19 protein-coding genes are annotated in these 24,534 nt (G+C 42.3%); 15 read left to right on the top strand and 4 right to left on the bottom strand.

All coding sequences use genetic code 11. From position 1 onward, the window contains the following. The first annotated feature begins 4 nt into the window (after positions 1-4). The 3 genes from FGG15_RS16420 to FGG15_RS16410 all read left to right on the top strand — a co-directional run bounded on the left by FGG15_RS16420 (position 5) and on the right by FGG15_RS16410 (position 3,000). A complete protein-coding gene (locus FGG15_RS16420) occupies positions 5-697 on the top strand; it encodes a TapB family protein (RefSeq protein WP_138838191.1) in 693 nt (230 codons plus the stop codon). Positions 698-796: 99 nt separating this feature from the next. Further along, positions 797-2,488 carry a hypothetical protein gene (locus FGG15_RS16415; protein WP_138838189.1) on the top strand — a complete coding sequence of 564 codons (1,692 nt, stop codon included), beginning with the start codon at positions 797-799 and terminating at the stop codon, positions 2,486-2,488. 26 nt (positions 2,489-2,514) lie between these two features. Further along, a complete protein-coding gene (locus tag FGG15_RS16410) occupies positions 2,515-3,000 on the top strand; it encodes a DUF11 domain-containing protein (protein ID WP_138838187.1) in 486 nt (161 codons plus the stop codon). Here FGG15_RS16410 and lipB read toward each other — a convergent pair. From lipB to FGG15_RS16395, 3 genes are read right to left on the bottom strand one after another with little or no spacing between them, the layout of a single operon-like run. Then, positions 2,993-3,709: a lipoyl(octanoyl) transferase LipB gene (gene lipB, locus FGG15_RS16405; protein ID WP_138838185.1), complete on the bottom strand. Its 717-nt coding sequence runs from the start codon at positions 3,707-3,709 to the stop codon at positions 2,993-2,995. The two genes, FGG15_RS16410 and lipB, sit on opposite strands and share 8 nt — an antisense overlap. A 32-nt stretch (positions 3,710-3,741) precedes the next feature. Next, complete coding sequence (locus FGG15_RS16400) at positions 3,742-4,482, bottom strand: hypothetical protein (protein ID WP_138838183.1); 741 nt, start codon at positions 4,480-4,482, stop codon at positions 3,742-3,744. Positions 4,483-4,492: 10 nt separating this feature from the next. Further along, on the bottom strand, positions 4,493-4,648 hold the full coding sequence (locus tag FGG15_RS16395) for a YqaE/Pmp3 family membrane protein (protein ID WP_116183855.1): 156 nt from the start codon (positions 4,646-4,648) through the stop codon (positions 4,493-4,495). 91 nt (positions 4,649-4,739) lie between these two features. Here FGG15_RS16395 and FGG15_RS16390 point away from each other — a divergent pair, with 91 nt between their 5' ends. The 9 genes from FGG15_RS16390 (at position 4,740) to FGG15_RS16350 (ending at position 17,813) form a co-directional block, all read left to right on the top strand. Further along, the gene (locus FGG15_RS16390; RefSeq protein ID WP_138838181.1) at positions 4,740-5,789 is read left to right on the top strand and encodes a response regulator transcription factor; all 1,050 of its coding nucleotides are present in this window, start codon (positions 4,740-4,742) and stop codon (positions 5,787-5,789) included. Positions 5,790-5,885: 96 nt separating this feature from the next. Beyond that, complete coding sequence (locus FGG15_RS16385) at positions 5,886-6,443, top strand: thioredoxin family protein (RefSeq protein WP_138838179.1); 558 nt, start codon at positions 5,886-5,888, stop codon at positions 6,441-6,443. 49 nt (positions 6,444-6,492) lie between these two features. Beyond that, positions 6,493-8,181 carry a lysine--tRNA ligase gene (lysS, locus tag FGG15_RS16380; protein WP_138838177.1) on the top strand — a complete coding sequence of 563 codons (1,689 nt, stop codon included), beginning with the start codon at positions 6,493-6,495 and terminating at the stop codon, positions 8,179-8,181. A 126-nt stretch (positions 8,182-8,307) separates the two neighbouring features. After that, positions 8,308-11,043: a PSD1 and planctomycete cytochrome C domain-containing protein gene (locus FGG15_RS16375; protein WP_138838175.1), complete on the top strand. Its 2,736-nt coding sequence runs from the start codon at positions 8,308-8,310 to the stop codon at positions 11,041-11,043. Position 11,044: 1 nt separating this feature from the next. Further along, on the top strand, positions 11,045-12,553 hold the full coding sequence (locus FGG15_RS16370; protein ID WP_138838173.1) for a DUF1501 domain-containing protein: 1,509 nt from the start codon (positions 11,045-11,047) through the stop codon (positions 12,551-12,553). 33 nt (positions 12,554-12,586) lie between these two features. Next, positions 12,587-13,462, top strand: coding sequence for a sugar phosphate isomerase/epimerase family protein (locus FGG15_RS16365; protein ID WP_138838171.1), 876 nt, complete (start codon positions 12,587-12,589; stop codon positions 13,460-13,462). A 12-nt stretch (positions 13,463-13,474) separates the two neighbouring features. Beyond that, entirely contained in the window at positions 13,475-14,869 is a 1,395-nt protein-coding gene (locus tag FGG15_RS16360) for a c-type cytochrome domain-containing protein (protein WP_138838169.1), read from the top strand. Positions 14,870-15,063: 194 nt separating this feature from the next. Then, positions 15,064-16,914, top strand: a complete 1,851-nt coding sequence (locus tag FGG15_RS16355) for a 3-oxoacyl-[acyl-carrier-protein] synthase III C-terminal domain-containing protein (protein ID WP_138838167.1) — start codon at positions 15,064-15,066, stop codon at positions 16,912-16,914. An 8-nt stretch (positions 16,915-16,922) separates the two neighbouring features. Continuing rightward, on the top strand, positions 16,923-17,813 hold the full coding sequence (locus FGG15_RS16350; RefSeq protein WP_138838165.1) for a DUF6999 family protein: 891 nt from the start codon (positions 16,923-16,925) through the stop codon (positions 17,811-17,813). Positions 17,814-17,825: 12 nt separating this feature from the next. Here FGG15_RS16350 and FGG15_RS16345 read toward each other — a convergent pair whose 3' ends face one another. After that, positions 17,826-18,371: an RNA polymerase sigma factor gene (locus FGG15_RS16345; protein WP_138838163.1), complete on the bottom strand. Its 546-nt coding sequence runs from the start codon at positions 18,369-18,371 to the stop codon at positions 17,826-17,828. 90 nt (positions 18,372-18,461) lie between these two features. Here FGG15_RS16345 and FGG15_RS16340 point away from each other — a divergent pair, with 90 nt between their 5' ends. The 3 genes from FGG15_RS16340 to FGG15_RS16330 all read left to right on the top strand — a co-directional run bounded on the left by FGG15_RS16340 (position 18,462) and on the right by FGG15_RS16330 (position 24,487). Next, on the top strand, positions 18,462-19,619 hold the full coding sequence (locus tag FGG15_RS16340; RefSeq protein ID WP_138838161.1) for a FecR family protein: 1,158 nt from the start codon (positions 18,462-18,464) through the stop codon (positions 19,617-19,619). A 75-nt stretch (positions 19,620-19,694) separates the two neighbouring features. Beyond that, complete coding sequence (locus tag FGG15_RS16335) at positions 19,695-22,937, top strand: TonB-dependent receptor domain-containing protein (protein WP_237561846.1); 3,243 nt, start codon at positions 19,695-19,697, stop codon at positions 22,935-22,937. Between the two features lie 119 nt (positions 22,938-23,056). Then, positions 23,057-24,487 (top strand): SLC13 family permease, encoded by a 1,431-nt coding sequence (locus tag FGG15_RS16330; protein ID WP_138838159.1) that lies wholly within the window; start codon positions 23,057-23,059, stop codon positions 24,485-24,487. The last annotated feature ends 47 nt before the right edge of the window (positions 24,488-24,534 follow it).

The raw sequence follows: 24,534 nt of genomic DNA, 5'->3' as shown, positions 1-24,534 counted from the left end.
AATAATGAAAAATCTTTTTTTAGTTGCCATTTGCTTCGGATTGATGGCCCCAATGGTTTCCGCCCAATCCAACTGTAGTAAGTATTATCCCATGGTGGAAGGCGTGTCCATGACCTACACCTCTTTTAATAAAAAAGGAAAAGAGGACAGCACTGTGGAATACAAAGTTATTGATGTGCAGGAAAGTAGTGGGGAAACCAAAGCAACTATGTCCATGGAACTCAAGGCTAAAAAGGGAGGTGTGTTCACTTCCAATTACGATTTGACATGCCGCGGAGATAAGGTTATAATTGATTTTGAATCCCTGATGAACCAGCAAATGATGGGGCAATTTGGCGGTACCGAAGTTGATATTACCGGGCATGACATAGAATTACCAAACAAGTTAAGTGTAGGCCAAGAACTTGCTGATGCCTACGTGAATGTAAGCGGGAGTTTAGGTGGCGCTTTTAATGTAAATATGAAAGTGGAGCAAGTGAACCGGAAGGTGGAGAAAAAGGAAAATGTAACCACTCCTGCAGGCTCCTTTGATTGTTATGTGGTATATAGTGACACCAAAACCAAAATGATGGTTGGAACCCAGACCTTTTCCTCGCGCATGTGGTTAGCTGAAGACGTGGGCATAGTAAAACAAGAAAGTTACAACCAAAACGGAAAGCTTATGGGTAGTATGCAGCTCACTGGCTTAAGTAAATAAGATCATACAAGAACCAGTGCATCACCTTTTCGGCCCTCTCAACGGGAAAATCCTAAACAACAAACACCATATGTAGCCGCCAACAAAATTGAGCAAATCATGAAACCATCAGTAGTAAAAAAAATTGTCAAACATCTGAAATTGCCAATTCTATTCCTTTGTGGTTTTTTTGTTTTACCAACTTCCGCACAATATCGTGTGACAAGATGTTCTGACTTGGCAGAAAGACCCATCATTGAAGGAGATGATGGCCCACAGGAACTTTTGGCCATTTACCTAAAAGAAGATGTGGGTTCTGGTGTGGGCGGGCAGGATTGTTGGGTATTTCACCATGAAAACGGCAAAGACTATGTGGTTACCCCACGGAGTTGGCATCCGGATACAGGAGGTCCAAGGATGCGCTTGATCGAAGATGCCATGGCCGCTATTACCCAATCAAGGAGGACTTATGTGGAGTATGGAACCATGGACAAATCCCTCCATTACATTCTAAACGATGTTGACTATGGGGAAACAGCTGGAGAAAAATTTTGGGTGTACAAAGAAGATCAATGTTGGATGCGCTCCGGGGTACCAACCCTTAGCGAGGAATCCAGAGAATCCAGAAAACAAATATTTGCCCACGAGATTGGGCATTGTTTTGTAGAAGAAAACGTGCCCAAAACAGCCAGTTTGGCCGAAGATCTGGATGCCTGGTGGGATGAAAGTGTAGCCGAGTTCTTGTCGTCTGAGGCTTATAAAACTGCCGATCAGGAACACATGTACGCCATGACCTATGATTTCAACCGCCTTTTTACCCAACCGTACAACGCTTATGTTTTGTGGTATTATTATGCAAAGGAAAATGGAAAAGCATCCGTCGTAGAATTGATGAACGCACTTGCCGGACTGAAGACCATAAAAGCCCGCATGAACTATTTGAAATCCATAGGATTTGATGAACTATTCCATAATTTTTTATATGATTTTACCATGCGGTATCTAAAAGATTCGGGTACGGGCAATCCCATTCCTGGTTCCGGTATGATTCCAGATTCGGATTTTGTTCTGGAACCGGACAAAGAGAACATTAGCATCCCCAGAGGTATAAATTTTGGACAGCGGGAGGTGTTCAACATTGAGGTCCCAACGGGCTTTAATGTTAAACTGCGTCCCCCCATTGGCTCAGAAGGTACTTTCTATTCCTCACTGATGCCTCCAATGGGCGGTGAAATCCGAAACTGGGATTCACCAGTGGAGCTTTCTGGGCACTGCTTTTCACCCATGGACGTTACCGTTATGATTTCCCATCTCGAAACCGAAGGTATTGGGGATTTGACCATACCTTATGAACTTACGGCCAAAGCAGATTGTTGCAGTGGAACGGAAGGAACCCTGGATGGTTGTCTTATTGGAACATGGGAAGTGGATGTATCCACTATCTCCCACCTCATAGATTATGATGTTTCTGGTACACTAAGGGTTAGTTTCGAAAATGTACCTGCTGGTCATTTAAATGCCACCTTCGATCTTCGATTTGATTTTGACAATGGTGATTATGACACGCATAAAGGAACTGTAAGCGCTTGTGTTGTCCCTACCGGGAGAGGCGGTCCGCTTAACTATTTTAGGCTTTCAGGAGTTACTCTGGGGGATAATATCCATACCCACTTCTATTCCCGAAAAGGAGTATATTTAGATCAAACGGACGATGTTATTGAAGGATTGAACCGGTTCCAATTCAATTATACCACTTGCACCCCAGATATTTTAACGGTTCTATATATGGTTCAAATGAGCCGGGTTCACTAACAATTTTAGAATTTCAATGCACCATTATGAAAAAAACTAAATTTTGTATAATTCTTGTTCTTTTATTCTCAAGTTTCGGGATACTAGCAGCCCAGGATTTGGAACTTGATGTCCATGTGCTGCCCACATCTTTGCTGGGAGATCCTGCCCTATTTAATATCACAGTAAAAAACATGGGAGAGGAAGCGGTCCAAGGCGTGGAGGTTAAGATAACCCTCGAATCCGGACTGGAATTATCCAGTTTCAATCCAAACAAATACGATTTTGATCCCATAACCGGTATTTGGAAGGTGGGTGAAGCGGTACCCTATAAAGGCAAGGTGCTAAGTATAATTACCAAATATGTTACAAAAGAAAATGCAATAGTTATTGCAGAAGTCACAAAAAGTGGAGCTCCCGATCCTGACAGTACACCTGGAAATGGCGTAGACACCAACGGAAATGGCATTGTAGTCAATGATACAGGGGATGAAGATGATGGGGATGCTGCCCAAAACGGCCCCTTCAACTGACCACTTTGGCTTGACTTAATTCAGCCTCAAAAAGATGTTCAAAGTGCTTTAAAAGTTTACCCTTTACCTCATCCATGTCCACCGTTTTTTGACCCAACTCCACATTCAAGGAGGTAACTGCTTTGTCCTTGATCCCGCAGGGAATCATAAGGTCAAAATACCCTAGATTGGCATTTATGTTCAAGGCAAAACCGTGCATGGTTACCCATCTACTTGCGCGCACACCCATGGCGCAAATCTTTCGGGCAAAAGGAGTACCAACATCAAGCCAAACTCCAGTTTCCCCTTCGGAGCGTTCACACTTCAGCCCATACTCCGCCAACGTTAAAATCACCATTTCCTCCAAAAGTCGAAGGTACTTATGAATATCTGTAAAAAAATTGTCCAAATCTAAAATGGGATACCCCACAATTTGTCCAGGCCCATGATAGGTGATATCACCTCCTCTATTGATCTTATAAAATGATGCCTCTTTGGCCTTTAATTGGGCTTCGTTCACCAAAAGGTTGTCCATGTTCCCACTTTTACCCAAAGTGTACACATGGGGATGTTCCACAAATAGAAAATGGTTCTGGGTTGGCTCTTGGGTGCCGTTTCTCCTATTTTGGATTTTTTGATCTACAATTTCTTGGAACAATTCTTCCTGATAATCCCAAGTTTCCTTGTAATCTTTGAGTCCTAAATCCTGAAGAATAACTTTCTTGTTCATCCTGCAAAGATACGAAGACCCTGCACAGCGGGCTAATCTTCCAGCTCTACTTCCAAATCCAAAGAGGACGGATCTTTCATCAAATCCATAAATCCAACCTCGTAGAACAGCGTTTTGCCATCGGCACTAAAAGTAGCGCCTTCCACATTGGTAGATTTAACCCTTCGCGGAAAATTATATTTTAAGGTATAAGTAGACCCGGAAAGGAACATTTCGGCTCCTTGCATACTGTCCAAACTTTGTTGGAAAAGTACTTGATCTATGATCTTGGCTTTTCTGTTGAAGGTATTCTTGGCGTAGGAGTAGGTTACCTCAGTTGTAGGTTCCTCAGACCCTAAACCCCCCGGCTGCTCCTGCCCACTTCCTGGGCCAAAAGAACTGGCTCCTTGGAAGGCATTGAATGCATCGTTGACTTCCTCTATTTTTTTGAACTCGCTGAATAGATCAAATTTCATCACCTTTTTTTCCGGGTTCATGACCATATGCATTTTAAAAGGTTCCAATTTCTTCAATTTCGCCTGTTCCTCAGGTGATAATTGTGAGATGCTGTCTTTTTTTTCTTCCAACAGGTCTTTAAAGGAAATCAAGGAATCCACAGGTTTTTCATTGGATTTTTTCATTTCCTCCCCGGCCATTTCCATAAGTTCAGAACCATCAAAATTGATGGACAGCTTGCCCGTTCCGTCTTCGTTCAAAAAAATTTCTTCTGTAAAATTGCAAGAGGAGATCAAGGCAAGTACAATGGCACAGGCCCAAAACTGGATTTTTTTCATGGAAGTGACTTTAGTTAGTGTTATTTAGGATGACCAGTGCCCCAATAACTCCAGGAACCCAGCCGCAAAGGGTTAAAAGTAATACAATAACAAAAGATCCACAACCTTTTCCGATGACTGACAAAGGGGGAAAAATTATAGCCAATAAAACACGCCAGAAACTCATGATCTTGATTAATGATTGATGATACTTATAGGTAGCTTATTTGCCCATTTTGTTACACAAAACCACTATTTTTAATATCCATTAGTCTTCTATGCGTGCTTTTGCATTTTTAGTTTTTTTGTTGAGCAGCTTTGCTGTTATGGGACAATACCATTTTTCTGGTGAACTATCCAAGGAAAATGCGAGTAACATGGTCTATTTGTCCTTAGTGGAAGATTATCGTAAATCTTCCCGGGTGTATTTGGAGCAAATTATCAGAAAGGTAGCTGTGGATTCATTGGGCCAATTTAATTTTGAGGGGAACAACCTTCTGAATGAAAATAGGATATACCGAATTCACTTGGACGGATGCTCAGAAAATACCAATTCGCAACATTTTTTAGGACAGTGCAATAGCAGCCAAAGTGTTTTATTTATTGCAAACAACAGAGACACACTGCATTTTCCCACCTCCTTTGGGCATCAGACCCTTTGCACCGTAAATTCCACCAATCCCAAATCTTCATTAATTCTCGATATCGAAGCCTTAAAGGAGGAAATGATTTTCGATTTCATGGAATTTAGAAGCGAGGCCAACCAAAAGCTAAACTCAGATAAATGGTTTGGAAAGCTCCAAGACTTTGGGCAATCAACGGAAGAGCCACTGGCCGAACTGTATATCTATGATTTCCTATCGGATAAAAGAAACGAGACCTACAGTCATTATCTGTTGGACATTTCGGGCAATGCTTACTACACTGATTTGCTATCTAGATTGAAGAGCAGCTATCCCAATACGGGCTTTGCCCAGCAGTACGAAGCTGAAATTATTTCGGATCAACATCTGGTCTCTTTCCGTAACGGTGATGCGTGGAGTTGGAAATGGATCTTAACCGGCCTACTGGTGTTTTCTCTTGGACTCAATGTTTATCTAGTGTTTCGAAACCAGTCCAAAACTAAAAAGCAAAAACGGCAATTGTTGCAAAAACTCACTTCCCAAGAACAAAAAATTGTTCAATACATCCTCAACGACCGAAGCAACAAGGAGATTGCGGCCGAGATGTTTGTCAGCCTAAGCACAATCAAAACACACATCAACAATCTCTACAAAAAGTTGGACGTATCCTCCAGACAAGAAGTTGTTGCGCGATTCAAAAAGTAAAAATCCACCCTGGGTCTAGACCCCAATTCCAACCCTTTCACATAAGACCTAAGCAGAAAATGGGCCATTTTCGGAGCAACTTTAAATTCGAAAATCATGAAATGTACATTTTTAGCACTTCTGTTGTTTTGTACTGGAGTACTGAGCTCCCAAACCTTTAACGAAGAAGTTCATTTGGAAAATGGGAAATCCTTTTTATTGGGCAAGATAACTATGGAAGGGCTCCAAACTCAACCCTATAAGGACTGGTTCCAATCCGGACATGAATCTTATATGGTGGACAGCGCCCTGGTGGATCTTTTTAAAACTTCTTTGCAAGATTGTCACCTTAAACTGTTTTTGGGCACATGGTGTGGCGATAGTAAAAGGGAGGTTCCCCGCTTTCTTAAAATCCTTGAAACAGCAGGTTTTCCTATGGAAAATATTGACTTAGTGGCCTTGGATCGTAGAAAAGGGAAAGTAAAAACCAGTCCAACAGGAGAAGAAAGAGGTTTAAACATTATCAGGGTACCAACCATGCTTTTTTATAAAAATGGAAAAGAGGTCAACCGAATCGTGGAAAGTCCCATTGATTCTTTGGAAGAAGACATGGCCCAAATTCTAAGTGGCCAACCCTATACCCCCAATTATGCCACAATAAGCGGGTCGAAGTAAGGAATTAAAGCGCAAAAGTGTAATTTTGCGCTTTAATTTTTTATAGACTATGCAACTATCGGAACAGGAAATCGTTCGAAGGGAAAAATTATCAAAGCTAAGGGAATTGGGAATTAACCCATACCCGGCCGCACTTTATCCAGTTGATGCCACTTCCAAAAGCATCAAAGACGATTTTGCAGAGGGAAAGAAGGTGGTGATTTCCGGTAGACTGATGTCAAGGCGAATCCAAGGAAAAGCCTCTTTTGCCGAGTTGCAAGATAGTGAGGGTCGTGTCCAAGTTTATTTCAATCGAGATGAAATTTGTATTGGAGATGACAAAACTCAGTATAACGAGGTCTATAAAAAACTATTGGACATAGGGGACATCATCGGTATTGAGGGCGAACTATTTACCACCCAAGTAGGTGAAAAGACCGTAATGGTGAAAAATTTCAGCCTATTGAGCAAAGCGCTTCGGCCCCTGCCATTGCCCAAAGTGGATGCCGATGGAAAGGTGTTTGATGAATTCAATGACCCAGAACTTCGCTATCGTCAACGATATGTGGATTTGGTGGTCAATCCGTCTGTAAAGGAAACCTTTATCAAGCGAACCAAAATCACCAACAGCATCCGTGAATTCTACAACGAAAGAGGCTATTTGGAAGTGGAAACTCCCATTTTACAGCCTATTCCCGGTGGAGCCGCGGCGCGTCCGTTTTTGACGCACCACAATGCTCTGAACATTCCGTTGTACCTCAGGATTGCCAATGAACTTTATCTCAAAAGGCTTATCGTAGGTGGCTTTGATGGGGTATATGAATTCTCCAAGGATTTTAGAAACGAGGGCATGGATCGAACCCATAATCCAGAGTTTACGGTAATGGAACTCTACGTAGCCTATAAAGACTACAATTGGATGATGGAAACCACCGAACAGTTGTTGGAGAAAATTGCCCTGGATGCCAATGGAAGCACCAAGGTCACCGTTGGGGATAATGAAATTGAGTTCAAGGCCCCTTATGCCCGTGTTCCTATTTTGGAAGCCATTAAAATACATACAGGCTACGAGGTGGCAGGAATGGACGAGACACAGCTTAGGGAAGTTGCCCAAAAACTCGATATTGAAGTGGATGAAACCATGGGCGTAGGTAAACTCATTGATGAGATTTTTGGGGAAAAGTGTGAACACCACTACGTTCAGCCCACCTTTATTACCGATTATCCCAAAGAAATGAGTCCGCTGACAAAAGAGCACCGTGACAACCCAGCCCTTACGGAACGCTTTGAGCTGATGGTCAATGGCAAAGAGTTGGCCAATGCCTATTCCGAGTTGAACGACCCTATTGATCAACGGGAACGTTTTGAGGATCAACTCAAACTTTCTGAAAAAGGAGATGACGAGGCCATGTTCATTGACCAGGATTTTTTACGTGCCCTGGAATATGGCATGCCCCCAACTTCCGGGATCGGAATCGGAATTGATCGTTTGGTAATGCTGATGACCAATAATTCATCCATTCAGGAGGTATTGTTCTTCCCACAAATGCGGCCTGAGAAAAAGCAGGTAGAGCTTACGGAGGAGGAAAAAATCATCATGGATATTCTTAAACCAGTTGATGAAATGCCCTTAGTAGATCTTAAATCAAAAGCGGGGCTAAGTGGAAAAAAATGGGACAAAAGCACCAAAAATCTTTCCAAATTGGGTCTTTTTAAGGTGGAAAAAAGAGAAGACGGACTTTTTGCATCCCAAAAATAGGGCGAGTTTCTGAGGCATATCTATGTTCAGCGCCATTCAAAAGTCGTTCGGCGAAGTTTAGCTAGATCACTTTCTAAATTTCCTATATTTATGATTCACAGCGTTTAACGTATTCCGAACATAAAAATGGGCAAGAAAGTAACATCCGGCATAGCGGTAGCATTGGGGTTATTTTCATTGGTTTTATTGTGGAATCTGCTCAAACCTTCGGAAGAAGTGAATTTCAGTGCCCAAATAAAGCCCATCCTCAACAAACATTGCATTACCTGTCATGGCGGGGTCAAAAAAAATGCAGGATTCAGCCTCTTGTTTGAAGAAGAAGCTTTTGCAAACACCGAGTCGGGCAAACCTGCTATTATTCGGGGAAATGCTGCTGGAAGCGAATTCATAAAACGCTTGAAAGAAGAAGACCCCGAACTTCGAATGCCCTATGAAAAACCCAAACTGTCTGATGAAGAAATCGATTTATTGACCCAATGGGTGAACCAAGGTGCCAAGTGGGGGGAACACTGGGCCTACACCCTTCCTGAAAAAGTTGAACTTCCTAAACTCACTGAGGAAGCTGGGTTTTCTAATGAAATTAAAACCTTCGCCAAAAATGGTATAGATCAATTCATTCTCCAGCAATTAAAAAAAGAAGGGATTGACCCAAGTCCTCCAGCAGCTAACCATATATTGGCGCGAAGAGTGGCCTTGGACGTTACGGGATTGCCTCCAAGTGCTTCCCTAGTACAAAAACTTGAATCTGGAAGTTGGTCTTATGGCGCCATGGTGGACAGTCTTTTGGCCCAGAATTCTTACGGTGAAAAATGGGCAAGTTGGTGGTTGGACATGGCCCGCTATGCGGATACAAAAGGGTATGAAAAAGACTTGGGACGCAGCATGTGGCAATACAGGGACTGGGTCATCAAAGCATTGAACAACGACATGCCCTATGACCAATTTACCATAGAGCAGTTGGCAGGGGATTTATTGCCCAACCCATCCATGGATCAGCTGATCGCTACGGCCTTTCATCGCAACACCATGAACAATGATGAAGGCGGAACCGATGACGAAGAATTTCGCGTAGCGGCAATTATAGACAGGGTAAACACCACTTTTGATGTTTGGCAGAGTACAACCATGGGCTGTGTGCAATGCCACGGACACCCCTATGACCCCTTCAAACAAAAGGACTATTATAATCTCATGGCCTTTTTCAACAATACCAGGGATGAGGATACCCCGGACGAAGCCCCAGTTCTACGTTTTTATTCCGCTGAGCAACAAGAATCAGTGGATCAATTGAACGCTTGGGTGTCTAAATACGGTGATCAAAATACAGCTAAGGTTTACAAGAACTTCTTAAGGTATGGAGAGCCAGTCCACAAATCTCATGCAATGCAAGACTTTGTGAACGGTTCCTATGACGACCATGCCTCGGTTGTACTCTGGGATAAGGGTGCTTGTAGGTTGGAGAATGTATGGACCCATGGAGCAGCATCCCTCTACTTCAATCACCATTCCAATTACAATGGCACTGCTGTTACCTTTCGAAAAGACAACGCAGAAGGCGAAATCCTGTCGCAATTTACCTTGAATAAAACCAAGAAACCCATAACCAAGCGAATCCCCATCCAAAGCGTGGACGGGTCAATCAACATTCACATAAAAGTAAGTAACCCCCAAGTTCCCAAAACGACCAACGCCCTACACATCTATTGGCTTGGTTTTTTACCTGATTTACCTGGGCAGAATCAACCCGGCTTTTCTAAAATTCAAAGTGCTTTTGACCAAGCGATCAATTTCGAAACCCAAACACTGCCCATTACGGCCGAAAGTCCAGACTATATGGCCAGAACCACACAGGTCTTTGAACGTGGGAATTGGCTACTGCAGACTGATACGGTGAAACCTGCAACGCCTTCCACCTTGAACTCTTGGAACGAATCCTGGTCCAAGGACCGATTGGGTTTTTCCAAATGGCTGGTCGACAAAAAGAATCCATTGACTGCCAGAACCTTGGTAAACCGGGTTTGGCATCAAATCTTTGGACGAGGTCTTGTTTCCACCATTGAGGACATAGGATCACAATCCGATTTCCCATCACATCCAGAGCTGCTGGACTGGCTGGCTTTACGGTTTATGAATGAACATCAATGGAGCATCAAATCCCTTGTTAAAGACATCGTTTTATCCGGAACCTATCGCCAAAAATCAAAGTTAACCCCAGAGACCTATCAAAGAGATCCAGAAAATGAACTCTACGCCAGAGGTCCCAGGCAGCGCTTAAGTGCCGAGCAAATTCGAGATCAAGCCTTGGCCGTGTCCGGTTTACTGAGTCGCAAAATGTATGGCCCAGGGGTGATGCCCCCACAACCCGAAGGCGTTTGGCAAACGGTGTATAGCGGAGAGAAATGGGTTGAAAGCAAGGATGAAGATCGCTATAGAAGGGCTGTATACACCTATTTAAAAAGAACAAGTCCATACCCGTCGTTTTTAACTTTTGATGCGGGTAGCCGGGAAGTTTGTACAATTCGAAGAACGGTCACCAATACCCCCTTACAGGCATTGGTCACACTTAACGATCCTGTTTATTTGGAAGCTTCATACCATCTGGCTAAAACCATGCAAACTTTTGATGAGGTTGGGGAACAGTTATCTCTTGGATATGAGAAGGCAACGCTATCCAAAATAACCACGGAAAAATCGGAAGCATTAAGGGAGCTCTATAAAACATCATTGAATGCATTTGAAAATGATAGGGAGGGTTTACTTCAATTTTTACATTTTGCTGAGAACCCAACGGCAGAACTGGCTGCTTTGACTGTGGTTGCCAATGCCATTATGAACCTCGATGAATTTTTAACCAAGGCCTAACATGGATCCAATAGAACGACTTATTCGAGAGAAATTAATGCGGGATGCCCAAGCCAAAACCCGAAGGCACTTTATCAAAGATTGTGCGGCCGGTCTTGGAGGGCTGGCATTAGGCTCCATCTTTTTAGGTTGTGACCCTTTGCGGCAAAAGATTGAAAAGCAAAAAATCACCTTTTCGGAACGGGATTTAAATCCACTGGCTACACTACCCCCTCCATACACTCCCAAAGTGAGGTCCGTCATTTATTTGCATATGGCAGGTTCCCCCTCCCAATTGGAAATGTTCGATTACAAACCCGTGCTCCATACCTTGAACAATCAAGAATGTCCGGAATCACTGTTGCAAGGGAAAAAATTTGCATTCATCAAAGGAACTCCAAGATTGCTGGGGCCACAGGCCAAATTTTCACAAGAGGGTGAATCAGGAAATTGGGTATCCAATTATTTACCTCATTTTAAAAAGGTAATTGACGAAGTAGCTTTTCTAAAAGCGGTACATACGGACCAATTTAACCATGGCCCTGCACAATTGTTCATGCATACCGGAAGTCCCCGGTTGGGAAGACCTAGTATTGGAGCCTGGGCCACTTATGGTTTAGGGTCTGAAAATCAAAATTTACCGGGCTTTGTGGTCTTGACCTCAGGAGGAAATACTCCAGATGCTGGCAAGAGTGTATGGGGAAGTGGATTTTTGCCTTCGGTATATCAAGGCGTGCAGTGCCGATCTGAAGGAGATCCCGTTCTTTATATTGAAGATCCCAAAGGGCTTTCCCGAGATTTGAAAAAAAGCACCATTGAGGCCATCAACAAGATCAACAAGGAAGAGTACACCAAATATGCAGACCCGGAAATTCTGGCTCGCATCAATCAATATGAAATGGCTTATCGTATGCAAATTGCAGTTCCTGAGGTTATGAATATTGAAAATGAGCCGGAAAACATCAAGGAAATGTACGGCGTGGAACCTGGCAAGGAATCCTTCGCTAACAACTGTCTTTTAGCTCGAAAATTAGTGGAGGACGGTGTTCGTTTTGTACAATTGTTTGATTGGGGCTGGGACAGCCATGGTACGGACCACAGCACTGCTGTTGACCTTGGTTTGCGAAACAAATGCCGTGAAATAGATCGACCCATTACAGCTTTGCTATTGGATCTAAAGCAACGGGGACTGCTTGATGAAACTTTGGTTGTCTGGGGTGGTGAGTTTGGACGTACACCTATGCAAGAAAACAGGGGTAACAAGGAAATGGGATTCAAAGGTAGAGACCATCATGGGGATGCCTTTACCATGTGGATGGCAGGAGGAGGCGTAAAAAAAGGAGCATGTTATGGCAAAACCGATGACATTGGATTTTTAGGCATTGAAGGGCAGGTGTCTGTTCATGATGTCCATGCCACTATTTTACATTTACTGGGCTTTAATCACGAGGAATTCACTTTCGAATTTCAAGGGAGAAATTTTAGATTGACCGATGTAGAAGGGGTCGTCATAAAAGATATTCTAGCATAGACCAACCAAACCTTTAGGGAACTTTAAATATTTATGAAAAACATTCTTATTGCGTTGCTCATTCTTCTTTTGGAACATTCGCATGCCCAAGAGCAAAAGTTATTATTTTTTCAAACCAATTGGGGAAACAACCTGTCATGGGACGCTTTTTGTGATAGAGCCAAAAAGTCTGGTTTTGACGGCATTGATGTCTGGTTACCTTCAAATCAAGAAAGTCAAGATGCGCTTAAAGCGGCCCTCAAAAAGCACAATTTGCTACTCAACTTGATGCATGGCACCAACAAAAGTGTCCCCTTCAAACAAAGTTTGACCCAGTTTGAAGAAAAGCTCAAAGTGATGGTTCAATGGAATCCTGTTTTGATCAATTGCCATACCGGAAGTGATTTTTTTACCCTGGAGCAGAACAAGGCTTTTATTGAAATAGCGAATAAAATCTCGGAAGAAAGTGGCATTCCCATTTATCATGAGACCCACCGTGGACGGTTCAGCTATAACCTTCCTGACACCAAAAAATATGTAAGTCTCATCCCGGATTTGAAATTGACTTTGGACATAAGCCATTGGATGGTGGTTCATGAATCCCTTCTAGAAGACCAAAACAAGTCATTGGAAGAAATTGTTGACCGATCAAACCACATACATGCACGAGTTGGACATGCCGAAGGTCCGCAAGTAAACGACCCAGCGGCCCCTGAGTGGCAAAAAGCATTGGATCGGCATCTGGATATTTGGAAACAAATCATACGGAAACGTTGGTCCGAAGGACAGGATGTGGTAACAATTACCTCAGAATTTGGTCCACCCACCTATTTACCAGCACTTCCCTATACCCAAATTCCGGTGGCCGATCAGTGGAAAGCCAATGTGTTCATCATGAATGCCTTGAAAAAAAGGATGAAAATTGAATAAGCCCCTCCCCACATGGATATACTGAAACAATTTTTAGGTCGGTTACACCCGCTATTGGTCCATTTACCCATTGGCTTTATCATTTTAGGGCTTTTGTTGCTATGGTATGATCGTAAGAAACAAACCTTCAAAACAATAATCGCCCTAATATTCTTCTGGGCAGGTATTTGTTCTTTGGTCACATGTGTAACAGGATATTTGCAATACAGGGGGGAGGGATATGCGTTTGATACGGTAAAATGGCATTTATGGCTGGGTATCGTTACCACGTTGTTTTGCTTTTTGATGTATTTCAGAATTGCCGAAAAACAGTTCTTGCAGCTACTGAAACAATTTCCAATTGCGCTGTTTTCAGTCTTGATGCTGCTGTTGATTTCATTTACTGGACATTTGGGTGGTGACATTACCCACGGCAAAGGCTACCTGATTGAACCATTTCCAAATAGTGTAAAGTCTTTTTTTGGTTATGAAATCTTTGTGGAAAAACCTATTGCCCTTACCGAAGAAAGCTGGGAAACTTCGCAGTTTTATGAAGATGTGGTTCATCCCGTTCTCAACAACAAATGTGTGAGCTGCCACAATCCAAAGAAATCAAAAGGTGGACTTAAACTCCATACATTGGAAGACATATTAAGCGGTGGGGAAAATGGAGAAGTCATCGCACCCAATAATGCAGAGGAAAGTCCTTTATACGGCCGACTTATATTGCCAATGGATGATGAAGACCATATGCCTCCCAAAGAAAAAACCCAGTTGACCAAGGAAGAAATCGCCATTATAAAGACCTGGATATCCCATGGCAACCCTTCCGAAACAAGCATCGGACAATTGGGATTGCCAAAAGACCTATTTCTTTCATTTTTCCCCCAAAAAGAAAATTACTTCTATCCAGATACAACCGTTGTGGCTGCCCATACGGATTCAATCAGGGCTATCAAGGAATTCGGAATTCATGTGCAGCAAATCAGCAACTCGTCTAACCTTTTAAGTGTTTCCTGTATCAATAAACCTTCTTTTGCCAATGACGATTTTGAGATATTTAATCCCATTAAACAGCACATAGTGGTTTTGGACCTTGGCGGAACCCAAATAAACGATGGTATTTTTGAAAAGCTCACCTCCCTACCGCATTTGACCACCTTAAAATTGGATAACACATCGATAACAGGAAATGGTATATCGCGTTTGTCGCAACTGGAACACTTAAAATTGATAAACCTAACCCATTCGAATTTTCAAAGTTCCTTTATCCCCGTCCTAAGTGGTTTCAAGAAACTAGAAAAAGTCTTTTTATACAAAACAAAAGCAAGTCAACTACCCGAAAAGAACCCAAATCAAGATTCGTTGATCCTGGACTTCGGTGATTACGCCTTGCCCAAAATTGCTCAAGATTCCATCATATATTGATTCGATTCAACTAAATATTTGACAAACAAAGTTTTTATCGAAATCCACCTTTCGTACTAATCAAGGGATAAAATTATCCTAATTGAATGGATTACATACCATTGGCAAACATTACGAATACTTTAATACATTTTTGGGGATTTTATATTTGCCAATAACCCTATCTTGTCCATACGCAATAATTTAAAAGGCGTATGAACGAGGTTTATATCAATTCAATGGGTTGTTTTCTGCCCAACAAGGCCATTTCCAATGATGAGATGGAAGATTATTTGGGCCGGATCAATGGAAAATCCAGTAGGGTCAAGTCCAAGATTTTGGACCAAAACGGTATTGAAAATAGATACTACGCCCTAAACAAAAAGCAAGAAAGCACCCATTCCAATGCCGAACTAGCGGCCGAGGCATCCAAGAATGCCTTGAAAAAAAGCGGTATCATGCCAAAAGATTTGGAAATGATTGCCGTAGGCACCACCCAAGGAGATCTTCCAGTTCCCGGATTTGCTAGTTTGGTCCATGCGGAACTAGGAATCCCGGAATGCGAATTGGCCAATTTCCAAAGTGTTTGTTCCAGCGGTATGATGGCGGTCAAAAGTGCCTTCTCCCAAATAAAAGCCAAGGAAAAAACCAATGCGCTGTGTATTGGCAGCGAATTTGCAAGTAGATTGTTCAAAGCATCCCGGTTTGAAGGGCAGGGCAATACCTCCTTACCTTTTGATACGGAGTTTCTCAGATGGATGCTATCTGACGGGGCTGGCGCAATGGTTTTGGCCAACCAGCCCAATCCTAAAGGTCTTTCCTTAAAAATTGAATGGATTGATATAAAATCGCATGCCCATGAACATCCCTTGTGCATGTACGTAGGTGATGTAGCCAAAAACAATGGATCTATAAAAGGTTGGCTGGATTATCCGGATTATGAAACCGCTTCGGCCCAAGGTGCCATTAATCTAAAGCAAAATACCCGCCTGCTGGACAAGGTAATTGCCGTAGGGGTATCCCATTATTTTAGCCTGATCGATGAAGGAAAGATGAGCACGAAGAATATAGATTGGTTGTGTTGCCATTACTCTTCCCAATATTTTAAGCAACCTATAAAGGAACTTTTGGAAAAGGGCGGAGCTCATATTCCGGAGGAAAAATGGTTTAGCAATCTAACCTCAAAAGGTAACACTGGTGCAGCATCCATCTTTATTATGCTGGAAGAATTGATGTATTCTGGAAAGTTGAAAGTAAACGACACCATCATTTGTATGGTTCCGGAAAGTGGGCAGTTCATCACTTCCTTTATGAAGCTCAAGGTTGTAGGTTCCAATCAGGAACAAAACCAAAAATATCCCATCAGAAAAGTGGAAGCCCCAGAACTAAATGTGGATAATAACCCTACCTCGGAATGGCTTGTGCGCCAATTGACACAAATTTGGATTGATTTTGAAAACAAACTGCTAGAGATTCCCATTGTACAGCAGATTCATCAAGGTACCCTAAGCTTGGAAAACTATAAACTCCTATTGATGGATTTGAGGCAGCAAGTGATTGATGGTTCCCAATGGATCTCACGGGCAGCTTCCAATATAGATATTGAACTTTTTGAATTGCGTTCCGCTTTTATCCGGCATACCGCAACGGAACACAAGGATTATCAATTACTTGAAAAGAACTTTGTAGCCCTTGGTGAACCTTTGGAGCTTATTCAGGGTGGAGAAAAAAATATTGGCAGTATGGCCTTGTCATCCTACATGTTTCAAATGGCTAGCAAACCCAATCCCATCAACCTTTTAGGAGCCATGTTTATTATTGAGGGTATAGGCAAAAGATTGGCCGGATATTGGGGTAATTTAATCCAAGATCAGTTGCAGTTGAAAGACAACCAGGTCTCATTTTTAACATATCATGGGGTAGCGGACGAGAATCATTTTCATAGATTGGAGGAAGCTTTGAACCACCCTTTGATGAATTTGGAGCTGGCAGAACAAATAGCAAAAACAGCCAAAACAACTGCCTTGTTATATCATCTGCAACTCAAAGAGCTAGGAAATTATTAGGTGACATTATGGATAAGGAATTTGACATCAAAAACCATGACACCCGGGATCCCAATCCTTGGTTGGCCATGTACCTGGACAGTAGTATCCCAATAAACAATCAGACCAAGCAGGCACTCATGCGGGACAATAACAGCCGGTCTACCCGGTATTTATTGCCATTTATCAAGCTTTGGTCCAAAATTTCGATGTTTTTTATCCATATCCTGAAGTTTTTTGTGCCGAAGCTTTTTAATTCTTCCAAGGCGCTGCATCGCATTTTGGCCTTGGGATTAAAGCGTTTTGTAAGTCCAGATGCCAATTTGCTCATTTTTCGTCATTTTCATGCGGGCAGTGAAATTCTGGAATTTATTGCCAAAAATGTTCCCGGCACCCAGGTTACGACCAGTCCATTAAAACCTTATGATTTTAAAGACGTTCGGGATGACCTTTTTTTAAATCATGATCTAAACCTGTACAACTTTGTTATTAAACTAAATAGTGAACTTAGGGAGAAAGAGCAAACCATTGCCAAACAAACTGACCTTAATTTGGAGATGGTATCGGAAGATCAATTTAACCACATCCAATTTCCAAACAGATGGACAAATATTTTAGATCTTAGATCGGCCATTGAATTATTCACGCCATTTTACCAATTGTTTTTAACCGCCAACGATTTTGTGAGGGCTTCCAACTCCTTGCAGCTGGATGAAACCATTGCCATTTATACCACACAAATTTTAGGGACTCCGGGGCATTTAGGATTGGTAAACAACAAACATCCCATGGTTCCCACTTCAACCTATACAGCCGCCTATAGATTGGTTTTGCATGGTTTGGCCACAGAAACCTTGCACGAAATTTTGGTCAATATAAAGTTGGGTAGATCCAAGGATGGGGTGGTCACTCCAGCCTAAAAGAAGCTGTTTTTATAACATTAGCATTGAGGCATTCTCTCGAATGATGCGTAGGGCTTTGGACATTTGGTTTTCCACGGTTTTGACGGAAATCCCCATATCCTCAGCAATTTCCCGATATTTTCGGCGCTCCAATTTGTTCATGATAAAAATTTCCTTGCATTTTGGGGGTAATTTATCAATGAGCTCTTCTAATTTTTCCATTACAGGACGTATGGGCTCGTCCGCTTCTTTTTGTTCGGTATAGCCATTGTAAATAACCTCCCAACGTACCCTGTCCAATAAGTCAGGGCGATTTTTTTCTTTTCGTACGTGCATTAAAAATTGGTTGTGGCACGAACGAAACAAATAACCCTTCAAAGTGCCTTTGATTGCAATCTGTTCGCGCTTCTCCCAAAACTTTAAAATCACCTCCTGAACAAGGTCTTTAGAGAGGGCCCGATTGCCACTCAATTGAAAAATATAGTTGCACAACCAATCGTAATATTCCTTGAACAAATACTCATAGGCAGACACATCGCCCTGCTTCAATTTTGCTATGAGTAATTTTTCATTCATTTCAAAAAATATGGGCTAAAGTATAAAATTTATAAAAAACGTAGGGGTTTTTTGCCAAATCGGCATCTTTAGGTTGAAAGATTGGCAAAAATGCAAGAATTAATTGAGAAGTTTCTGAACCGTACCATTTCCAAAAGTGAGCGAAAGCAACTTAAAAAATGGGTTTTGGCAAACAATGACAACCTAAAAGTCTTTAAAAGTGAAATCAAGAAAAGGTCTAAAAATAACCTGTACCACCACTTTGATGAAAGCGAAGCTTTCCAGTTGTTTCTAGCTTCCATTGACGAAAGAAAGTCCAAAAAAATAGCCCTTACCAGAATGCTGAAATATGCGGCTATTGTTATTGGGGTTTTAACTGTTGGCCTATTAATCACACAATTTGTGGGTGAACCAGCTGAGGCGACCATTGTCCAGACAGAGTCACAAAGTTCAGATGTGCCGGAGCAAATTACCATCACTTTAGCAGATGGAAGTCAACAAGTCATCACTCAGGACGGTAGCACCCAACTGTTGGATAAAAGCGGTAAGCCTATTGCCACAAAACAGGATAAAGGATTGGATTTCAGCAGCACCTCTGAAAATAGCAATACTAATTTAGTCTTCAATGAAATTTACGTCCCATACGGTCAAACTTTTAAGCTCACCTTGTCTGATGGTACCAAAGTATGGCTCAATGCAGGCACTAGTTTCAGGTTTCCCCAATTCTTGGACGCTTCCACCCAAAACAGGGTGGTTTACCTCAACGGAGAAGCCTATTTTGATGTGGCCAAGGATAAAGAACGTCCCTTTATTGTCAACGCAGAGAATTTGGACATTGAAGTATTGGGGACCCAATTCAATGTTTCTGCTTATAAATCGGATGGAGAAATAGCTACAACCTTGGTTGAGGGCTCAGTAAGTGTTTATGAAAATTCAAATCCCGATACCAAGGTTTTGCTATCACCTAGTTACCAAGCTTCATTTGTAAAGGAAAATGGTTCCATCACCAAAAACAGAGTGGATACTAGAATTTACACTGGGTGGATGGAAAACAGATTGATCATAGACAACCTCAGTTTTGCCCAAATACTGGACAAACTAGAACGTTCCCACAATGTTTCCATTATTAACAATGCTACGCATTTGGAGGACGAGATATTCAAAGGAGAATTTGAGAACGAGTCCATCAACAGTGTCCTGGGCACTATAGCCTCAAGTACTCCATTCACCTATACAATTGAAAATAATGTAATTACTATATCCAAATAAAAAAGGAAGGTGTTGCAGCACCTTCCCCAAATTCGATCGCTAACTCAGATTATTAACAATCAAACATTCAAAATTATGAAAAAAAGCATGGTTTTCAAGTCACCCAATTTCTTGGTGACCAGCAACAAAATGACACTAAAGATGAAATTAAGCTTTTTACTCAGTTTCTTCGTGATTTGTCAGCTCGCTGCGAATGATATGTATTCGCAGAAGAAAATGCGTTTTCAATTTGAAAACACACCTTTGAAGGACATTCTTAAAGAAATAAAAGAACAATCTGGTTACAAGTTCTTTTATAACGTTAAGGAAATCAACGACAGTAAAGAAACCTCGCTACGTGCGGAGGATGAAAATGTATTTCCTGTGCTCAATCGTTTGGCTTCCAAGGAGGGATTATCGTATACCATCAATGGAAGTCAGATAGTGCTTAAAAAAATAGAAATTGGCGCCAACAATTTGTTGTTAGAGCAGCATGAACTTACAGGTTCCGTAACCGATTCCCAGGGCAGCCCATTAGCAGGTGCGAACATCTTGGTTAAGGGTACTACCAATGGAACGCAAGCCGATTTTGACGGGAATTTTACCCTGGAATTGGACGATGCCAATGCAACCTTGGTCATCTCTTATCTCGGTTTTAAAACAACAGAAGTTGCTGTAAACGGGCAATCCAACATCTCCATAGTGCTGGAGGAAGACGCCGCGCGCTTGGAAGATGTGGTAGTGGTAGGTTCCAGAAATCCGAATAGGACGGCAACCGAAACCACAGTGCCTGTTGACGTTATTGACGTGAGTACTATCGCAAATCAAGGTCCACAAGTGAGCGTCAACCAAATCTTGAACTATGTTGCTCCGTCTTTTACTTCCCAATCCCAAACGGTTTCAGATGGTACGGATCATATTGACCCCGCATCTTTAAGGGGTTTAGGACCCGATCAGGTATTGGTTTTGATCAATGGAAAAAGAAGGCATACCACTGCCCTCATCAATGTAAATGGTACCGTAGGAGCCGGTAGTGTGGGAACGGACATGAACGCGATCCCAGCTGCAGCTATTCAGCGCATTGAAGTGCTTCGTGATGGAGCTGCGGCCCAATATGGCTCCGATGCCATTGCGGGAGTAATCAATATTGTCTTGAAAAAAGCAACGGGAAAATTAGATCTGTCCCTAACCACTGGAGCCAATTTCAGTGAAAACAGCAACCAGTTTGAAGGAGGAAGTGATGGAGAAAAGTTCCAATTGGATGCCAACTATGGCCTACCCATAGGTGACAGAGGATACATCAATTTTACGGGATCTCTATCCACCCGTGAACCAGCCTTAAGAAACAAGGATTACGCCGGGGACATTTTTAGCGGATTTCACGGAGCTGAACGTGTTTTTGCAGCTGGGGGTGGCACCGTAGCAGATATGACTTTACAAGATTACGCCAATGCCGCCCAAGGAATCGGCTATTTGGATCAGGGTATTAAAGACCAGATTGCCGGGCTTAATCTAAATGATGATACTGACATTGCCACTTTTAGGGATTTGCTAGGTTTTGATGCCGATGAAGATGAATTGGCAGCTCGTGGTCTTACACGAAAGGATTTTAGGTTTAAAGTGGGCACCTCGCGATTAAGGGAAGGCAAGTTTTTTGCCAATCTCTCCATTCCCGTATCAGAAAACACAGAGATTTACGGGTTTGGAGGAATTAGTTACCGACAAGGTTTGGCCTCCGGTTTTTACAGAAGACCGGCTCAAGGTGATGGTCGGGCCAATACCCCTGCATTCCCCAATGGCTTTCTACCGAATATTGGAACGGACATTTTGGACCAATCCTTGGCTATCGGAATTAAAGGGAAAATCAACGAATGGGATGTTGATTTTTCCAATACTTATGGAAAAAACACCTTTGACATTACTGTGGGGAATTCGAGCAATGGAACTTTGGGAGTTGCCACTCCCCGTTCTTTTGATGCTGGTGGCCTTGGTTTTAGTCAAAACACCACCAATTTGGATTTCAACCGTTTTTACGAGGATATTTTTGAAGGGTTCAACGCAGCTTTTGGTGCGGAATATAAAGTGGAAAAGTATGAGATTGTTGCCGGTGAAGAATCCTCCTATACCAGTTACGACATCAATGGCAACCCTGTAAACAGTGTAACCCCGGATGATATGTTGGTCCGTAATAATTTTACAGGAGCAACCCTAGGTGGCGGAGCACAGGTGTTTAGAGGTTATGACCCGGGAAATGCTACAGAAAAATTCAGGAACAACATTTCGCTTTATGGCGATTTTGAAGCTGACTTTACTGAAAACTGGTTATTGAGCCTGGCCGGTAGATACGAGAACTATTCAGATTTTGGCAGCACATTTAATTATAAACTGGCCACCCGAATTAAATTGTCCGACAATTTTTCCTTGCGGGGAGCAACGAGTTCTGGATTTAGGGCACCCTCTCTACACCAGCAGTTCTTTAGCAGAACCAGTACAGTTTTTGTAGATAATGTGCCTTTTGAACAAGGAACCTTTACTAATGATAGTCGAGCCGCTTCTCTAATTGGAATCGACAAGCTGAGGGAAGAGACTTCCAACAGCTTTAGTGCTGGCCTTACCGGAAAATTTGGAGACTTTACCATCACCATTGATGGCTACCTAATCAATATTGATGATCGAATTGTGTATTCTGGAAGTTTTGGAAACGGAGGTGATCCCGAGCTGACCAATATTTTTGAGTCCGCGGGAGCTACCAGCGCCCGTTTCTTTGTCAATGCCATAGATACCAAATCTTCGGGGGTGGATATTGTTTTGTCACACAAGACCAATTTGGGAGATGTCATACTTAAAAATGATTTTGCTGCAACGTTCAATAAAACAGAAGTGGAAGACATTTTTGTACCAGAGCTTATTGCAAATGCCGGATTGAGCGGGTCGTTCTTTGATGGCCAGGAAGAAGCCTTTTTGACCTTGGCACAACCGAGGACCAAGCTGAACCTTACCAATCTGGTGACTTGTAATTCATGGGATTTTATGTTGCGTAATGTATATTTTGGTGAAGTAACCGATCCTGATGATTTTAACGGAGATGCCCGTGTGGACGGCACGCCTGTAAGCGATGATGCGGTATATGCCGGAAAACTCGTTACCGATCTTACCGTGACCAAAACGTTTACTGAGAATCTTTCATTGACTGTTGGAGCCAATAACCTGTTGGATGTATATCCGGATGAAAACAGAGAGGGTGGCACCTCTGGAGACCAATTTGTTTATTCCCGAAGAACCTCCCAATTTGGGTATAGTGGAAGATATCTTTTTGCGAGATTGCGTTTTAGTTTGTAGTTCGCTCATTTATGCTTTGAATTAAGCGAGTTTAGTTTGTGATTAAACCTTCCTTAACGGAAGGTTTTTTCATATGCCCTCCACCGATTATCTTTAGGCCATAGAATATTTGACCAATTATGGATAAATCCAAAATCGTTGGGCTGTTACTTGGCCCAATTGCCTACCTTCTATTGACATTCCTACCTATTGAACTTGTATCAGAAAAAGGTGACCCTGTAATTGCCGTTGCCCTTTGGATGTTGATCTGGTGGATCACCGAAGCCGTTTCCATTTCGGTTACTGCCCTTTTGCCCCTGCTTCTATTTCCCCTAGCAAAGGTTTTACCCATTGCAGAGGTAGGTGCCAATTACGGCAGTCCCATTATTTTTCTGTTTTTTGGTGGATTTGTAATGGCTTTGGCGTTGGAAAAGGTCAATCTTCATAAAAGAATTGCCCTTAACATTATTCGATTGACAGGCACTACACCCGATAGGGTGGTTTTGGGCTTTATGATTGCCACAGGAGCTTTAAGTATGTGGATCAGCAACACGGCCAGTACGGTGGTTATGCTTCCCATTGCCCTGTCTGTCATTAATTTATTGATCAATGATGAGGATGGATATACCAAAAACGATAGAAACTTTGCCCTAAGTGTCATGTTGGGTATTGCCTTTTCAGCCAATGCCGGGGGGATTGCTACCGTTATTGGGACACCTCCCAATTCAGTACTGATCGGGCTTTTGGAAAATGAATACAACACCGAAATCTCATTTCTAAAATGGATGACCATTGGATTACCTTTTTCCATCCTCATGATCGGGATTTGTTATGTGGTCTTGGTCAAATGGATGTATCCCAATAGAGATCTTCAATTCAATGCTTCCAAAGAAGTTATCCAAACTGAATTGGCAAAATTGGGGCCAACTTCTGGTAAGGAAAAACTGGTATTGGTCATTTTTGGAATCACTGTTTTCCTATGGATTTTTAGGGCCTTGATCAATAGTATTTTCCCAAAACTTGGACTCTCGGATACCATGATCAGCATTTTTGCGGCCATTGCGCTTTTCGCGGTTCCCTATAATCTTAAAAAAGGGGATTTTATCATTCAATGGAAAGACACCTCTAAACTAGCTTGGGGTATCTTAATTCTTTTTGGAGGGGGACTGGCCCTGGCCAAAGGGATGTCTTCCAGCGGAATTGTAGATTTAGTGGCTGGTGCCATAGCGACTAGTGAAATAAGCATTTTGCTTACCGCTTCTTTGTTGATTGCACTTATGCTGTTTATGACCGAATTGATGAGTAATGTGGCACTCGTGGCCGTGTTGATACCTGTAGTTGCAGGAATTGCCATTGGACTGGATATTCCAATTCTTTATTTGTTGATACCGGTTACCATTGCCAGTAGCTGTGCATTTATGCTCCCCATGGCCACACCCCCCAACGCAATTGTCTTTGCCAGCGGTTATGTAAAAGTTCCGCAAATGGCAAGAGTTGGTGTAATACTTAACTTAATTGCTGTAGGCTTGCTGATTTTGGTATTTCAATTTGTTATTCCCTTGTTGTTTTAAAAACAAAAGCCCCTCCAACTGGAGAGGCTTTCAACAAACTAAACTAA

Origin of the sequence: Flagellimonas algicola, from assembly GCF_005937185.1 — a bacterium.
In the GTDB taxonomy this organism is placed as follows: domain Bacteria; phylum Bacteroidota; class Bacteroidia; order Flavobacteriales; family Flavobacteriaceae; genus Flagellimonas; species Flagellimonas algicola.
The sequence above is the reverse complement of the archived record's forward strand: the minus strand, read 5'-3'. Positions and strand labels throughout refer to the sequence as shown.

What these genes read in the sequence shown, in the direction of transcription:
- FGG15_RS16400 (WP_138838183.1), bottom strand. Translation starts at nt 4,482, where the DNA reads ATGAAAAAAATCCAGTTTTGGGCCTGTGCCATTGTACTTGCCTTGATC.
- lysS (WP_138838177.1), top strand. Translation starts at nt 6,493, where the DNA reads ATGCAACTATCGGAACAGGAAATCGTTCGAAGGGAAAAATTATCAAAG.
- FGG15_RS16410 (WP_138838187.1), top strand. Translation starts at nt 2,515, where the DNA reads ATGAAAAAAACTAAATTTTGTATAATTCTTGTTCTTTTATTCTCAAGT.
- FGG15_RS16335 (WP_237561846.1), top strand. Translation starts at nt 19,695, where the DNA reads ATGAAAAAAAGCATGGTTTTCAAGTCACCCAATTTCTTGGTGACCAGC.
- FGG15_RS16355 (WP_138838167.1), top strand. Translation starts at nt 15,064, where the DNA reads ATGAACGAGGTTTATATCAATTCAATGGGTTGTTTTCTGCCCAACAAG.
- FGG15_RS16375 (WP_138838175.1), top strand. Translation starts at nt 8,308, where the DNA reads ATGGGCAAGAAAGTAACATCCGGCATAGCGGTAGCATTGGGGTTATTT.
- FGG15_RS16340 (WP_138838161.1), top strand. Translation starts at nt 18,462, where the DNA reads ATGCAAGAATTAATTGAGAAGTTTCTGAACCGTACCATTTCCAAAAGT.
- lipB (WP_138838185.1), bottom strand. Translation starts at nt 3,709, where the DNA reads ATGAACAAGAAAGTTATTCTTCAGGATTTAGGACTCAAAGATTACAAG.
- FGG15_RS16330 (WP_138838159.1), top strand. Translation starts at nt 23,057, where the DNA reads ATGGATAAATCCAAAATCGTTGGGCTGTTACTTGGCCCAATTGCCTAC.
- FGG15_RS16360 (WP_138838169.1), top strand. Translation starts at nt 13,475, where the DNA reads ATGGATATACTGAAACAATTTTTAGGTCGGTTACACCCGCTATTGGTC.
- FGG15_RS16365 (WP_138838171.1), top strand. Translation starts at nt 12,587, where the DNA reads ATGAAAAACATTCTTATTGCGTTGCTCATTCTTCTTTTGGAACATTCG.
- FGG15_RS16395 (WP_116183855.1), bottom strand. Translation starts at nt 4,648, where the DNA reads ATGAGTTTCTGGCGTGTTTTATTGGCTATAATTTTTCCCCCTTTGTCA.
- FGG15_RS16415 (WP_138838189.1), top strand. Translation starts at nt 797, where the DNA reads ATGAAACCATCAGTAGTAAAAAAAATTGTCAAACATCTGAAATTGCCA.
- FGG15_RS16390 (WP_138838181.1), top strand. Translation starts at nt 4,740, where the DNA reads ATGCGTGCTTTTGCATTTTTAGTTTTTTTGTTGAGCAGCTTTGCTGTT.
- FGG15_RS16345 (WP_138838163.1), bottom strand. Translation starts at nt 18,371, where the DNA reads ATGAATGAAAAATTACTCATAGCAAAATTGAAGCAGGGCGATGTGTCT.
- FGG15_RS16350 (WP_138838165.1), top strand. Translation starts at nt 16,923, where the DNA reads ATGGATAAGGAATTTGACATCAAAAACCATGACACCCGGGATCCCAAT.
- FGG15_RS16370 (WP_138838173.1), top strand. Translation starts at nt 11,045, where the DNA reads ATGGATCCAATAGAACGACTTATTCGAGAGAAATTAATGCGGGATGCC.
- FGG15_RS16420 (WP_138838191.1), top strand. Translation starts at nt 5, where the DNA reads ATGAAAAATCTTTTTTTAGTTGCCATTTGCTTCGGATTGATGGCCCCA.
- FGG15_RS16385 (WP_138838179.1), top strand. Translation starts at nt 5,886, where the DNA reads ATGAAATGTACATTTTTAGCACTTCTGTTGTTTTGTACTGGAGTACTG.